This is a genomic window from Polaribacter sp. 11A2H (genome assembly GCF_011379025.1).
Classification (GTDB): domain Bacteria; phylum Bacteroidota; class Bacteroidia; order Flavobacteriales; family Flavobacteriaceae; genus Polaribacter.
Map to the genome: position 1 here is coordinate 189,094 of NZ_WTLD01000005.1, position 15,331 is coordinate 204,424.

The following is a 15,331-nucleotide window of genomic DNA, read 5'->3' on the forward strand; positions in this document are numbered from 1 at the left end:
ATTTCTTCTTGGAAAAAAATGAGAGCTTCCATTTATTTAAGATTAGGCTTAAGATCTAAATCTATTAAAGAGTCTTTTGATGCTATTTACTACAATCCCTTAAATAAGGTAGTTTACGCGTACTTATGTTTAACATTAGTTCCGAATGTTGTTTTAAACAAGATTTTAAAGAAGAATCAAAAATAAAATTTTAATGAAAGCATTAATTTTTCATCCTGCTTTAGCACCTTACAGAGTCGATTTTTTTAATTCTTTAAATGAGTATTATTCAGCTTCATTTTATTTTAGTTTAAAAAATGTAAGTGATCAAAAATTTAATCAAGAAAACTTAAAATCTCTTTGTAATTTTAAGTGCAATTATGTTTCCAATGGTTTCGAAATTTTGGGAAGATCAATTAGAACAGGCGTTTTTTCAATTATAAAAAAAGAAAATCCAGATATTATTTTCTGTGCAGAATATAGTCAAATTACATTGTTAGCATTTCTGTATTGTAAAATTAAAAACCCTAGAATTAAAATATACACTTTAAGTGATGATAGCATAAAAAACTCTGAAGACAGAAAAGGCTTGAGATTATTTTTTAGAAATTTTATCTCTAAAAATATTAATGGAGTTGTGTTTACGAGTAAGGAGGTTTCTAATTGGTATAAAAACAATGTTAGTATTACGAGTAACACACTAGATTTTCCTGTTATTCATTCAGAAAAATCATTGCTAAAAAAATATTCAAACGCCGTAAATCAAGCGAACATCAATATTGCCAAATATGATTTAAAAGACAAAAAAGTACTGCTTTATGTTGGGCGATTGGTGGATGTTAAAAATTTATTTTTTCTGATAAAATGTTTTTACAATGTTAAAGAAAAAGATAAAAAACTGGTGCTTGTTGGTGAAGGAGAGTTGAAAGAAAAATTAATTGAGTTTACACAGAAATTAGGCATTTTAGAAGACGTTTTATTTATAGGTAGAAAAGAAGGTGTAGAATTATACAACTGGTATCTTTTTTCTCAATTATTTGTTTTACCAAGTACCTATGAGCCTTTTGGAGCAGTTGTTAATGAAGCTTTAGTTGGTGGTTGTCGTGTTTTATGTTCAGATCTAGCAGGTGCATCTTCATTGATAAATAAGAAGAATGGGGTGTTGTTTAACCCTAATGAAGAAAATGATTTATCAACGAAGTTAAAACAAGCTTTTGATGAAGTAAAACCATTAGGCAAAAGTATTACAGAGTTAAGAGAAAGTGCAATGCCTTTTACTTTTGATCAAAAAATGCAAGACTTATTAAAAAACATATAATAGTCTCTATAGTTATATGAAAAAGATAAACCTATAAATAAATTATGCTATTTAATTCTTGGCAGTATGTATTCTTTTTTTTAGTTGTTTTAGTTATTTACTTTTCACTAAAACATAAATGGCGCATACATTTTCTATTAATTGCTTCCTATATTTTTTACTCGGTTTGGAGTTGGAAATTTGCGTTGCTAATGTTTGGAGTAAGTGTTTTAAATTTTTTTTGCGGAAAAAAAATATTTTATGCTGCTACTAAAAAAGGAAAACAGAAATGGTTTGCAACTGCACTGATGTTTTCATTATTGCCTCTATTTTATTTTAAATATGCCAATTTCTTTATTGATTCATTTTCTAATTTAGCCTCTTTTTTTGATGTTCATGCTAATAAATATACTTTAAATGTTATACTACCAGTAGGAATTTCATTTTTCACTTTTCAGGCATTAAGTTACTCTATAGATATTTATAGAAATAGAGTAGGTGTAGAAACTAGCTTAGTTAGGTTTACAACCTATGTTGCTTTTTTTCCTCAATTGGTTGCAGGACCTATAGAGCGTTCCACTAATTTATTACAGCAATTTTATGAGGAACATGAATTTGATATTAAAAGATTTGTAGAAGGTGCTAAATTGTTTATTTGGGGTTTATTTAAAAAAATAGTTATTGCAGATAGATTATCTGTCTACTCAGATTCGGTTTTTAACAATCCTGAAGCACATTCGAGTCCAACATTAATCGTAGCAACTGTATTTTTTACTTTTCAGATTTATTGTGATTTCAGTGGGTATTCAGACATGGCTATTGGTAGTGCAAGAATGTTAGGGTTTCGTTTAATGCAGAATTTTAATTTACCCTATTTATCGATTTCTATAGGAGAATTTTGGAAACGTTGGCACATTTCTTTATCTACTTGGTTTAGTGATTACGTGTATATTCCTTTAGGAGGAAATCGTGTTTCAATCAGTCGTTGGGTATTTAATATTTTAGTGGTGTTTTTACTTAGCGGGCTTTGGCATGGTGCTAATTGGACATTTGTTATTTGGGGAGCATTACATGCCTTTTATTATTTTATAGAATTTATAGGTAAAAAAACACTAGTATTAATAGGGGCTGAAGATGTAATGAAAAAAGGATACTATAAATTTTTTAAAATTATTATGGTATTTATTTTGGTCTGTTTTGCTTGGATATTTTTTAGAGCAAATTCGGTTTCTGATGCTTTTTTAATTATTACAAAAATAGTTAGTTTTTCGGGACAATTATGGACAGGAGGATCTTCTGTAACAACAGTACTCTCTGTATTGTTAATCTTATTTTTAATAGGTGTGCAAATTTTACAATTCAATAATAAGGTGTCCATTTACTTTTCAAAAACGCAATTGCCAAGCTTTGTTGAGTGGTTGTCTTATGCCTTCTTGTTAATTACAATTGCTTTATTTGGAATGTCTTCGAATGCTTTTATTTATTTTCAATTTTAAATTATGATTAAAAAGGAGATTAAGAACAAGCTTTTTAAGGACTACTTAAAAAAAGGATTCCTATTTCTGTTATTACTTATCGTTTTAGATAATGGAGTGAATTACTTTTTATTAAATGGGTTGTATGCATATTATGGTTTATATACTGATAATGAAATTGCACTTGTTGGTCACTCTCATTTAATGCTTGGTATTGATAAGGTAGAGATGGAGAAAGAACTTCATGTAAAAGTTTCTAAATATACAAGAGAAGGTGTAAACATTGTTGAAAGAGATTTAATGATAGATCAATTATTAGAAAGTAATCAGCAATTAAAATTAGTCGTATACGCTGTAGATGCTTGGATGTTTACAGGAGAGGGGTTAAGTGATAACTCTTACAAACAGTTTTATCCATTTATGGGTGAAAAGACAATTAATGATTATGTTTTTGGAAATGCAGCTTTTGGAGATTTTTGGCAACATCAAATTATAAAATCATCTAGATATAACGAAGGTTTAGTGAGTGGTAGTTTTAGAGGTTATTTAAAAAGTTGGGACAATCTAAAAGTAGGAGTCTTAGATACAGTTGCTTTAAATTCTGATATTAAAAAAGGTGATTTTAGAAAGATCGTTTCTACAAATGAGAATAGAAAAACATTTGAAAATACGCTAAAAAAAATAACTCAAAAAAACATAAACATCATATTGTTATACGTTCCAACATCCTCAATATACAACAACGCTGAAATAGGAAAATTTAATTCTGAAATCACTTATTTCAAAAGTATTGAATCTAAGTTTAGTAATATAAAGTTTTTAGATTATAACGAGTTATATAGTGCTAAAGCGAGTTTATTTTATGACAGAATACACTTAAATCCTAAAGGGCAAAAACTAGTTACGGCTAGTTTTATTGAATATTTAAAAAAATAGTACGCATCCAATTAATACAAGAGTACTTCTTGTAAGTAAAATAAGATGTACAAAATTAGTTCTATGACATTATTGATAAAAGTATGTTGATTTCTCAAATAATAAAAGCAGCAAAACAGAATTCTAATTTTAAAGGAAAAATTGTAGTCTGCAATTATGTCTTTATGCGATATTTTAGAATTAGAATGAATAATATTTTTACTAAAATCTTATTCTCTCCTGTTATTATTTTATACAAGTTTATAACAGATTTTTTATTGAAGTGCGAAATTCCTGCATCAACAGTAATAGGAGAAGGTTTGGTTATTCATCATGTTACAGGTTTGGTTTTAAACAACAAGGTTGTAATTGGAAAAAATGTAACCTTAAAACACCATACAACTATTGGGAATAAAGAGTCTTTAGAAGGAGAAGATCTAGGTTCTCCTGTTATTGGTGATAATGTCTTGATAGGGCCTCATACCATAATTATTGGGCCAATTACTATTGGTAACAATGCCATTATAGGAGCAGGATCTGTAGTCGTTAAAGATGTACTTCCTTACACTGTAGTAGCAGGTAACCCAGCCAAAGTAATACATGTCTTAAATAAAAAATAATGGCTAAAAAGATATTGTTTCTTTTGCATTTACCACCTCCTGTACATGGTTCTTCTATGGTAGGGCAGTTTATAAAGGATAGTACTATAATCAATAATAGTTTTAAAACGGATTACATTGATTTAGGAACATCAAAAACGATTGATGAAATAGGGAAAAATCCATTAGGAAAAGTTTTAAGGTATTTGTCTATTGTTTTTCAAACGTTAAAACAGCTTTTAGTCAACAAGCCCGACTTAATTTATTTAGCCATGACGGCTAAGGGGTTTGGCTTTTATAAAGATGCTGTTATTGTACTTCTTGTAAAGTGTTTCCAACGTCCAATAGTGTTACATTTTCATAACAAAGGGGTACATACGAGACAAGAAAAAAGATTTGATAATTTTTTATATCAAAAGGTGTTCAAAAACACAAAAGTGATTCTACTTTCTAAGCACTTGTATTATGATGTTAAGAAATATGTTGATGAAGACGATGTGTATTATTGCCCAAATGGAATACCTCCAATACATCAAGATTTGGTTACTAAACGGCTAAAAAATGAAATACCTAAATTATTGTTTCTTTCAAATTTAATAGCATCTAAAGGTGTTATTATTCTATTAAAAGCACTACAAATTCTAAATAAAAAAGGAATTGATTTTACATGTAATTTTGTTGGAGGAGAAGGAGATGTTACAAAAGAAATATTTACTGAGAAGTTAAAAGAATTGCAATTAGTAAATCAAGTTTTTTATTTAGGTAAAAAGTATAATAGTGATAAAACAGCAATATTTAATTCTTCAGACATTTTTGTATTGCCCACGTTTTATCATAATGAATGTTTTCCATTAGTCTTATTAGAAGCTTCTCAGTTTGGTTTACCCATGGTTACAACTTTTGAGGGAGCAATACCAGAAATTGTAACGGATGGAGTAAATGGTTTTTTAGTAGAACAACAAAATGTAGTTGATTTAGCGAATAAGTTAGAACTGTTAATAAATGATTTTCCTCTTAGAAATCGTCTAGGAATAGCTGCTAAAGAGAAATATGAAGAATCTTATACATTGAAATTTTTTGAAAAAAATATGTTTAATATTTTAAATTCTATCTAAAATAAAACCAAGAGATGATTAAATTAAAAGATGTTACAGAAAAAGTTTATGCTAACGATTTAAGTGAATTATCACTTTTTAAAACAAAACAAATAATCAATACTATAAACCCTCATTCTTATTGTGAGGCTAAAAAAGATCCGTTTTTTAGTCAAGCTTTAAATGAAAGTAATGTATTGCTGCCAGATGGAACCGGAATTGTTTTAGCTACCAAAGTACTTAATGGTAAAGTAATAAAAAAAATTGCAGGTGCAGATATGCATCAGTTTTTATTGGAAGAAGCAGCATTAAAAAAGTTAACTATTTTTTATTTAGGAGCTTCAGAAAACACATTAAGTTTAATAACAACAAGAATAAAAAAAGAGTTTCCAACCATCACTGTAAATACTTATTCACCGCCTTATAAATCAGAATTTTCTAAAGAAGATAATCTTAATATGATAACGGCAGTAAATAAATGCAAACCAGATATTTTATTTGTAGGTATGACAGCTCCTAAACAAGAAAAATGGGTGCATACAAATAGTGACTTTTTAGATGTTAAAGTGATTACTTGTATTGGAGCTGTATTTGATTTTTATGCAGGTACAGTAAAGAGATCTAGTCCTTTTTGGATAAAGTTAGGATTAGAGTGGTTCCCTAGATTATTAAGAGAACCTAAACGTTTATGGAAACGTAATTTTGTGTCTACACCTCTTTTTTTATGGGATTTGCTAAAAGCAAAAAATTACAAATAAAACCGACTAAACATGTTAAAAGAAATATTGTCTAACTTAACGGTAGTAAGCATACTAGCTGTTATAAATTCACTTTTATTAGTTTATTATATAATACCTAAAATAAGTTGGGTAATAATAACACGCCATTTAAATGAAAAACCAAATGAGCGTAGTTCTCACAAAGGAGCAACGCCTACAATGGCAGGTGTTGCCTTTTTTGTAACCTTAATATTAACGCTTTTTTTTATTCAACATTTTGATACAGAGAATATTGGTTTAAATTTAATAGCAAGTAGTACATTGATATTTATGGTAGGTGCTAAAGATGATTTAGTAGTCTCCTCTCCAAAAGCGAAGCTATTTATGGAGGCATTAGCAGTCTTATTTTTATTTTTTCATAATGCTTTAGAAGGAAATAATTTATATGGTTTTTTGGGAATTTTTGAAATACCATTATGGCTGGTATATATTGCAAGTACATTATTGGTGTTAACAATTATAAATGCCTATAATTTAATTGACGGTATAGATGGTTTGGCATCTATTATTGCTATTATAATTTTTAGTGTATTTAGCTTAATATTTTATGCCATTGATTTGTATTTTTATTACTTAATCTGTTTAAGTTTTATAGGGATGTTATTAGCCTATTTATTTTTTAATTTTTCAACCGAGAAAAAAATATTTATGGGAGATACAGGCTCTTTATTAATAGGTTTTTGTATCGCCTTTTTGTCTTTAAGGTTTATGGCGATAGATATTAGTATGTATAGTCACTTTACATTTAAACCAGAAAATGGTTTTTTTGTTTTAATGGCTATTTTATGTATCCCTTTGTTTGATTTGTTAAGAGTAATTGGAGTTCGTTTATTGCAAAAGAAAAGTCCATTTTATCCAGACAGAAACCATTCTCACCATGTTTTAATAGATTTTGGTATGTCTCATTTTAAGGCTACTATGTTATTAGGTTTTATTAATTACCTGTTTGTAATTTTTATCATAAAATTAGGGTCTTGCTTAAATAGCTTTCAAATGTTAGGTGTATTCGTTATGGCTTTCGGGTTATTTCTATTGCTCTTTTATAAACTAAAAAGCAGTATTAATAAAGAACGCTTAAAATTAAAGAAAAACTAAAAAGTATTATTATCAATAAATAATTATACAATAATTGTAAAAAAGAATTTTATCAATAATTAAATATCTATAAAAAAAATGAAGTATCTATATGTAACATCCGTATTGCTTTTATTTTTAGTCACTTCGTGTGTTTCTAAGAAAAAAATCGTGTATTTCGGAGATAAAAAAAAGGTGATAGTAAATAGTAGATTACAACAATATGAACCTACTATTCAAAAAGATGATTTACTAAATATAAACGTATCTGCAGCAAATGCAGAAGCAGTTTTACCTTTTAATTTGTATGAAACTCCAATTTTAGAGAATTCAATAGGAAGTGCTAAACCATTACCTTATTTAGTAAATGCAAGTGGAGAAATTAAGTTTCCGGTATTAGGTGTTTTAAAAGTAACAGGGATGACAACTAACGAATTAAGTGAGTTCTTACATACAAAATTGGCAGAATATATTTCTAATCCCATTATAAATATTAGTACCATTAATTTTAAAGTAACTGTTTTGGGTGAGGTTAATAAACCTGGTACATATCAAATTCAAAATCAACGAATCACCATTGTAGAGGCTTTAGGTTTAGCCGGAGATTTAACAATTAATGGAAATAGAGATATTACATTAATACGAGAACGAGACGGAGAACGTGTTTTTATACCAATAGATATTACAAATAAAGCCTTATTTAATTCTCCATATTACTACTTATCACAAAATGATCTTATTTATGTAGAACCCAATAAAAGTAAGATTAATTCTTCTGGTATAGGGGCAAATACGAGTGTTATTTTTACTTCAATTGCCACGTTTATATCAATTATTGCCATTCTAATACAATAACTATTTTTTAAATTATGCAACAAGAGAACCCTTTAAATTATATTTTTCAGGAAGAAGAACCTATAAATATAAGAGAACAGTTAGAAAAATATTTAGTTCATTGGAAATGGTTTATTATTACTGTAATAGTAGCAATCGCAATAGCGTATGCGTACTCTTATTATACACCAAATCAATATCAAGTAGCAACAACAATTTTAATTGATGATGATAGTAATGGTGGTTTATCTAGTGAGCTTTCTGCTTTTGAAGATTTAGGTTTAATAGGTGGAGGAAAAAAATCGATAGATAATGAAATCGGTATTTTAAAATCATACACACTCATGGAGCGTGTTGTAAAAGAATTAGGTGTATATACAACATTTTACAAAGAAGATAGAGGCCGTATTACAGAAATGTATAATACAGAGGTGCCTTTTAAAATATCTTTTTTTTCTAAAGAAAAAGTATATCAATCAAATACTACATTTAAAATTCGTGTAATATCTAAATCTCAATTTGAATTTATTTCGGAGGATGAAAGTGTAAAGAAACATGTGTTTGGAGAGAACATAAGCACCAGCTTTGGTAATATTACCATAACACCAACAAAAAATGAAATTAAGAATATAAATGAAATAGTTACCGTTAAAATATCTGCATTAAACAATGTTGTAGAAGGTTTAAGAGGGGCGCTTCAAGTAGGTTTAATGTTTGAAAAATCTAGTTTATTAGAACTTAGTTTAATTTCTCAAAATAAAGCAAAATCAACCGCTATTTTAGATGGTTTGGTAGCTCAATATAATGAAGATGCTGTTGCTGGTAAAAATATAATAGGAAATAATACCCGTACTTTTATCGATGAAAGGTTGGCCGTTATAGAAAAAGATTTATCTGCAGTAGATAAGGGAGTAGAAGATTTTAAGTCTAATAATAGATTAACAGGTATTCCTGCAGAAGCTGCCATAGTACTAGAAAATAACGCAGAATTAGAAAAGAAAATAGTAGATTTAAATACGCAGATACGGTTAACTGATTATGTAATGACTTATATAACAGAAAATAAAGAAAACTTAATACCTGCTAATTTAGGTTTAAATGATGGTAGTTTAGATCTTAATAGTTCTCAGTACAATGATTTAATTTTAGAACGTAATAGAATTTTAGAAGGATCTAGTCTTAAAAATCCTGTAATTGTTAATTTAAACTCTCAAATAGCTCAGTTACGAGGCAGTATTTATCAAAGTTTGGTAAACTTAAAATCATCTTTAAGTATTTCTTTAATCGATGCTCAAAAAGCAGAAAGCAAAGTAGGTTATAGAATGTCTTCTGTACCAAAACAAGATAGAGAGTTTAGGGATATTGAAAGACAACAACAGATTATTGAAACGTTATATCTTTATTTACTTCAAAAAAGAGAAGAAAATGCAATTTCTCTTGCGGTAACAGTGCCTAATGCAAAAGTAATTGATACTGCAAGAGGCAGTGATAATCCGATAAATACGAAAGGTAAAGTAATGTACTTAATTGCTATTTCATTAGGATTAGTAATACCATTTGCAATTATTTATGTGTTATTTTTATTAGATAATAAAGTGCATAATACCAAAGAAGTAGAATCTATTGTAAAAGCACCTTTAATGGGCGAAATTCCAAAAACTAAAGACACTACTAAAGTCATTAAGAAAGATGATAGAAGTGGTTTGTCTGAATCTTTTAGAATGATTCGTACAAATTTAGATTTTATGCTTTCTGGCGCAGGAATTAAAGAAGGTGGGAAAACTATTTTTATAACGTCTACATTAGCAAGTGAAGGGAAAACTTTTATTTCTGTAAACTTATCTGCGGTGTTGGCATTATCAAACAAGAAAGTATTATTAATTGGTGCAGATATTAGAAAACCTCGTTTAGAAGAATATTTAGATATAAAATTAGGAAAAGGAATTACACATTATTTAACTGATAATACATTAAAAGTTTCCGATGTAATAGAACATGTAGATGCACTTAATATTGATGTGTTGCACTCTGGTGTAATAGCACCAAACCCTTCGGAATTATTAAGTAACGGACGTTTTGAAGATCTTTTAGCGTATGGAAAAGAACATTACGATTTTGTAATTGTAGATACAGCTCCGGTAAAATTAGTAACAGATACCATGTTATTAGGTAGGGGGGCAGATTTGTTTATTTATACAATTAGAGCCAATTATTTAGACAAACGTTTGTTAGAAATACCTGCAAAATTATATAAAGATAAACGTTTGCCTAATATGACGGTTTTATTAAATGATGTAGATATAGAAGCAAAATACGGTTACGGTTATGGCTATGGTTACGGAGAAGCTGAGGTGAAGAAATCTTGGTGGAAAAAAGGATAAAATAAAAATAGAACTCTTTTTTTATAGTTGATAAAAGCTTTCTTTAGTAGAATTAATTTTGATGATTATAGGTGAAAATTTAAAACAGTAAACCATTAATATACAGAAAAGTTCATAAGGTTAATTATACTGAAAATACATGTTTTTTAATGATTTAAAAGTTGTAATATCGTTTGTAAAAAAAAAGCTTGGAGACATCTCCAAGCTTTTTTTTTGATATTTATCAATGAGTAGGAATCGTTTACCATTAAAAGATGTAAACAGTAAGTTTCTAGCTATTTTTTTGCTTCGATTATGCTCATTTTATGAATAGTAAATTCCATATTGCTAATATCTCCTTTAACTTCATTAATTCTAGAATTGGTGTAATATAATTCATCATTATAGATGCTAAATGTATCTGCCCATTTAATTTTTTCACCTTCAGCAAAAACACTTATTTTACCGTTAGAAATATTAAATTTCATAATCTTGTTATTTTCTAAATCAGCAAGAAATAAAAGACCCGATTGATCAAAAATCATTCCATCTGGAGCAGTTGTTTTTGCAATAAGTTTTACATTTTTTTCAATTTCAGTGTTATTCCCTTTTATTAAAAATTCAGTAGATATAGCATATAAATTATAACCCGTTAAAGCATGGAAATATAAAACATCATTTTTAGTGTCCAATGCAATTCCGTCTGAATGAACCGTATTTTCCCATATACTGTTTTTAAAAGTTAAGTGATTGGTTTCTGCAAGTGAAGAGGTATGATTATTTAATACTCTAAAAGAATCTCCAGAATTTATATCAACCACTACAAGGCCTGCATGTCCAGAATCTGTTAAGTATATTTTACCCTTTTTTTTATCAACACGTAAATCGTTTATATAAGAATCTTTTAGAAAACTGTCTTCGGATAAAATATAGGTTTTTATCAACTGATTTGTAGAAAGGTCAAAAGCAAAAACTCTAGGATTATCTAATACCCCCTTAAATAATGGATTACGTGTATCTAAAACATAGACAATGTTTTCGAAAGCAACAACAGATTGTACAGCTACAAATACGCTATCAGAGATTGCTGTACCTAATTTCCAACTGTTCCATTTTTTGTTAGGATAAGCAGTTGACTTTTTATCATCAAGAACTTCAACAACCGAATTTTTAACGTTTTCTCTCCATCTCGGAAAATTAGCAAAAATTCTACCTTTATCACTCACAGTAACACCTGTTACTTGTTGTCCTTTGAAGGAAGTGACTTGTTCAATTTGGTTTTGATCAGATTTACAACTCCAAATTCCAAATATGATAACCAATACTACTATTTTTCTCATTATAATGTTTTAATAAAGTTATTTCTTAATATGTTATTGATAAACAGTATTTTAGATAATTTTATGCAATCTTTTAAAATTATTTACTATAAAATCGGCATTTTTTAAAGATTGATCTTCAGACATTGGGTTTCTGTAGCCAAATACAAAAATACCAGCATCATTAGCCGCTTTAACACCATTATCGGAATCTTCTATAACCACACAATTTTCTTTTGGCGTATTTCCTAGAATAGCTGCTTTGTTAAAGATTTCTGGGTTTGGTTTAGATTCGGTTAAATCTGCACCACTAATTTTTGCCGTAAAATATTGGTTTAAATCAAATCTATTAAAAACTCTATCAATATTAACCATCGCAGAAGAAGAAGCTAAAATTAAGGTTAAACCTTTTTTATGACAATGCTTTATCAATTCTTCTACACCTTTTACTAGATGTAATGTTGGGTCGCTTTCAAAGAAATTTACATAGCGTTTTCTTTTATTTAAAACCAATGCTTCTGGGTCTAAATCTAAGTTAAAATGTGTTACTAATTTCTGAAAAGCATTAATGGTAGAAGAGCCTGTTAAGGTTTTGTATAAATCTTCTGAAACAGTTACTCCAACAGAAGTAAAGGTTTCATAATATGCTTTTTTATGAATTTCTTCTGAATCTATAATTACGCCATCCATGTCAAAAATGACACATTTTATTTCTTTTGGTACGTTCATGTTGCTATTAAGAGTTTGATATTATTAAATAAGAGTATAGGGTTAAAAAAAATATATTTAATAGGAATGCCATAAATACCTGAAACTTTTTAGTTTCATTAATACTTTTTACAGCTTTTAATAATCCTATAATTGATAAAAATAGAATTACAAAAGCGAGAATTCCTACTAAATTTGAAATAATATAAGAATTGTCATCATTCATATATACAGACAAAATAGCAATAGCTATTGTAAATACAAAAGAGAATAATGAATATTTAATTGATAAAACCGCGTTCATTTTAATCTAAAAATTTCGCATTTAATTCAGGTGTTGGAATCATACACGTTTCTTTTTTTCCAAACCATTTGTAACGGTTTTTAGCAATATAATCGTAAACATAATTTCTAAATGCTTCTGGTAAAAATAAAAAGATTTGACTTAGACTCCAAATTCCACCAAAGTCATTCATAATTTTTAAAGCTGCAGTAGATTTTACTTCATAAGAAACACCAGGTTCATACAAAACAATAGAATCAATTTTAGAAATGTCAATTCCTAACAGATTTATAATTTCTTTCCCTTTATCAGACTGTAAGGCTGTAAATAAAAAGATGTTTTTAGTATCATATTTAATTACTTTTAAGACAGAATCGTTACATAAATTACAAAAACCATCAAATAAAATAATCTTTTTGTTTTTTGGTAAATCAATCATTTTAGCATTTCAAAATTTAAGAAAACAAAGATACTTTATCTTTTTTCGAAACAGATAAAAATTGATAATGGTTTCTAAAGTAGTTTTGTTTTAAAGAAAATACAGGTATCTTTAAATGTTTTAAAAAAAAGTTAATTTTCTTGTAACATTTTTTTTAATGAGACGTCTTATGTTAGTATTCGAGTAAATAACGCTTTATTTTATGTAAAGATTTTACTTAAAAATATATTAGCTTAAAATTAACCAACCAATGATTAGAATAGAAAAACTACACAAATCTTACCCAATAGGTAAAGATTCTCTACATGTTTTAAAAGGTATTAATCTACATATAAAAGAAGGCGAATTTGTTTCTATTATGGGATCTTCTGGTTCTGGTAAATCTACTTTATTAAACATTGTTGGTTTATTAGATGAACATGATGAAGGTGATTATTTCCTAAACGGACAATTAATAAAGAACCTAAACGAGAAAAAAGCTGCAATTCTTAGAAATAAATTTTTAGGGTTTATATTTCAGTCATTCAATCTTATTTCATACAAAACAGCTTTAGAAAACGTTGCGCTGCCTTTGTATTATAAAGGAATGGCAAGAAAAGAGCGTATGCAGATTGCCTTAGAATATTTAGAAAAAGTGGGATTAAAAGATTGGGCAAATCATTTACCAAACGAACTTTCTGGAGGACAAAAACAGCGTGTTGCCATTGCAAGAGCTTTGGTTACAAAACCAAAAGTAGTTTTAGCAGATGAGCCAACCGGAGCATTAGATTCTACAACAACAGATTCTGTAATGCAATTATTAAAAGACATTAATAATGAAGGAATGACGGTGTTTGTTATTACCCACGAGGAGGAAGTAGCAGAGCAAACTAAGAGAATTGTACGTTTAAAAGACGGTCTTATTATTAGTGATGAATATACAAATGTATCTAAAACAGTTTAATTATGTTTGATTTAGATCGTTGGAGAGAAATATTTCAAAGCATTAGTAAAAACAAGTTGCGTTCTGCGTTGTCTGGTTTTACGGTTGCGTTTGCTATTTTACTTTTTACGTTACTTTTTGGTATTGGTAACGGACTTCAAAATACTTTTAAAAATGAGTTTGCAAAAGATGCTATGAACTCCATTTATATTTGGACAAATAACACCACTATAGCTTATAAAGGAAACCAAATAGGTAGAAGAATTCAATTTAAAAATGATGACTTTACTTATATCAAAGAAAATTATGGAGATAAAATTCAAACCATAAGTCCAAGAATTCAGAGGTCTGAGAATGTTGTTTATAAAGATGAAAAAGACAATTACACTATTAGAGGTGTATATCCAGAATATTATGTGTTGGAATCAGCAGAAGTAACAGAAGGTCGTTTTTTAAATTATAGAGATATACAAGAAAGAGGAAAAGTTGTTGTAATTGGTAGAATGGTAGAAAAAGATTTGTTTGGTCAATTAAGTGCTTTTGGAAAACAAATAAATATAGGGGGAATTATGTATAAAGTTATTGGTATTTTCTCTGATCCTGGAGGAGATAGTGATGAAAGATATATTTACACTCCATTTTCTACAATGCAAAGAATGTATGGAAATAACGATTATGTAGATGAATTTGGAATTACATATAACCCAGATTTAAGTATAGATGAAGCTATTGCATTTAGTAGTGAATTACACAGAGAATTAAAGAAAAGACATAATGTTTCACCCAATGACCAAAGAGGAATTGGATTAGATAATTACGCGACAAATAATAAGGAAGTCTCAGGTATGATGTTTGGCTTAAGTATTTTAATTCTAGTAATTGGTTTTGGAACCCTAATAGCTGGAGTTGTAGGTATTAGTAATATTATGGTGTACATCGTTAAAGAAAGAACCAAAGAATTAGGAATTAGAAAAGCAGTTGGTGCTACACCAAAAATGATTGTTGCTATGATAATGCAAGAAGCTGTTTTTATTACCGCTATTTCTGGTTATGCTGGTTTGCTACTAGGAATAGGTATTTTAGAAATAGCCGGACCAAGTTTAGAGAAATACTTTATTTTAAATCCTAGTGTTTCTCAACCTGTAGTTATTGGAGCAACATTAACACTTGTTTGTGCCGGTTTAATTGCAGGATATTTACCAGCCAAAAAAGCAGCAAGAATTAAACCCGTAGTAGCACTAAATTCAGATTAAT

The 15,331-nt window shown here is 28.5% G+C and carries 15 protein-coding genes; 12 read left to right on the forward strand and 3 right to left on the reverse strand.

Annotation, left to right across the window (positions count from 1 at the left end; all coding sequences use genetic code 11):
* From GQS58_RS17050 to GQS58_RS08470, 10 genes are all read left to right on the forward strand, one after another.
* The coding region (locus tag GQS58_RS17050; RefSeq protein WP_205860410.1) for a hypothetical protein at positions 1-186 on the forward strand (186 nt) is incomplete at its 5' end.
* 7 nt (positions 187-193) lie between these two features.
* On the forward strand, positions 194-1,297 hold the full coding sequence (locus GQS58_RS08430; RefSeq protein ID WP_166384807.1) for a glycosyltransferase: 1,104 nt from the start codon (positions 194-196) through the stop codon (positions 1,295-1,297).
* Between the two features lie 44 nt (positions 1,298-1,341).
* On the forward strand, positions 1,342-2,772 hold the full coding sequence (locus tag GQS58_RS08435; protein ID WP_166384809.1) for an MBOAT family O-acyltransferase: 1,431 nt from the start codon (positions 1,342-1,344) through the stop codon (positions 2,770-2,772).
* A gap of 3 nt (positions 2,773-2,775) precedes the next feature.
* The gene (locus GQS58_RS08440) at positions 2,776-3,687 is read left to right on the forward strand and encodes a hypothetical protein (RefSeq protein ID WP_166384811.1); all 912 of its coding nucleotides are present in this window, start codon (positions 2,776-2,778) and stop codon (positions 3,685-3,687) included.
* Positions 3,688-3,770: 83 nt separating this feature from the next.
* A complete protein-coding gene (locus GQS58_RS08445; RefSeq protein WP_166384813.1) occupies positions 3,771-4,286 on the forward strand; it encodes a serine O-acetyltransferase in 516 nt (171 codons plus the stop codon).
* A complete protein-coding gene (locus tag GQS58_RS08450) occupies positions 4,286-5,380 on the forward strand; it encodes a glycosyltransferase family 4 protein (protein ID WP_166384815.1) in 1,095 nt (364 codons plus the stop codon). Before GQS58_RS08445 ends, GQS58_RS08450 begins: the two co-directional genes overlap by 1 nt.
* Before the next feature lie 14 nt (positions 5,381-5,394).
* Positions 5,395-6,117, forward strand: coding sequence for a WecB/TagA/CpsF family glycosyltransferase (locus GQS58_RS08455; RefSeq protein ID WP_166384817.1), 723 nt, complete (start codon positions 5,395-5,397; stop codon positions 6,115-6,117).
* Between the two features lie 12 nt (positions 6,118-6,129).
* On the forward strand, positions 6,130-7,233 hold the full coding sequence (locus GQS58_RS08460; RefSeq protein ID WP_166384819.1) for an MraY family glycosyltransferase: 1,104 nt from the start codon (positions 6,130-6,132) through the stop codon (positions 7,231-7,233).
* Between the two features lie 78 nt (positions 7,234-7,311).
* A complete protein-coding gene (locus GQS58_RS08465; RefSeq protein ID WP_166384821.1) occupies positions 7,312-8,067 on the forward strand; it encodes a polysaccharide biosynthesis/export family protein in 756 nt (251 codons plus the stop codon).
* 14 nt (positions 8,068-8,081) lie between these two features.
* Positions 8,082-10,427 carry a GumC family protein gene (locus GQS58_RS08470; RefSeq protein WP_166384823.1) on the forward strand — a complete coding sequence of 782 codons (2,346 nt, stop codon included), beginning with the start codon at positions 8,082-8,084 and terminating at the stop codon, positions 10,425-10,427.
* A gap of 275 nt (positions 10,428-10,702) precedes the next feature.
* Here the strand turns inward: GQS58_RS08470 and GQS58_RS08475 are convergent, their stop codons facing one another.
* The 3 genes from GQS58_RS08475 to GQS58_RS08485 all read right to left on the reverse strand — a co-directional run bounded on the left by GQS58_RS08475 (position 10,703) and on the right by GQS58_RS08485 (position 13,155).
* The gene (locus GQS58_RS08475) at positions 10,703-11,746 is read right to left on the reverse strand and encodes an L-dopachrome tautomerase-related protein (RefSeq protein WP_166384825.1); all 1,044 of its coding nucleotides are present in this window, start codon (positions 11,744-11,746) and stop codon (positions 10,703-10,705) included.
* A 51-nt stretch (positions 11,747-11,797) separates the two neighbouring features.
* Positions 11,798-12,454, reverse strand: coding sequence for an HAD family hydrolase (locus tag GQS58_RS08480; RefSeq protein ID WP_166384827.1), 657 nt, complete (start codon positions 12,452-12,454; stop codon positions 11,798-11,800).
* Between the two features lie 284 nt (positions 12,455-12,738).
* A complete protein-coding gene (locus tag GQS58_RS08485; protein ID WP_166384829.1) occupies positions 12,739-13,155 on the reverse strand; it encodes a thiol-disulfide oxidoreductase DCC family protein in 417 nt (138 codons plus the stop codon).
* 250 nt (positions 13,156-13,405) lie between these two features.
* On the opposite strand from GQS58_RS08485, the gene GQS58_RS08490 reads away from it, so the two are divergent.
* A complete protein-coding gene (locus GQS58_RS08490; protein ID WP_166384831.1) occupies positions 13,406-14,098 on the forward strand; it encodes an ABC transporter ATP-binding protein in 693 nt (230 codons plus the stop codon).
* A 2-nt stretch (positions 14,099-14,100) separates the two neighbouring features.
* Complete coding sequence (locus GQS58_RS08495; protein ID WP_166384833.1) at positions 14,101-15,330, forward strand: ABC transporter permease; 1,230 nt, start codon at positions 14,101-14,103, stop codon at positions 15,328-15,330.
* Position 15,331 lies beyond the last annotated feature (1 nt).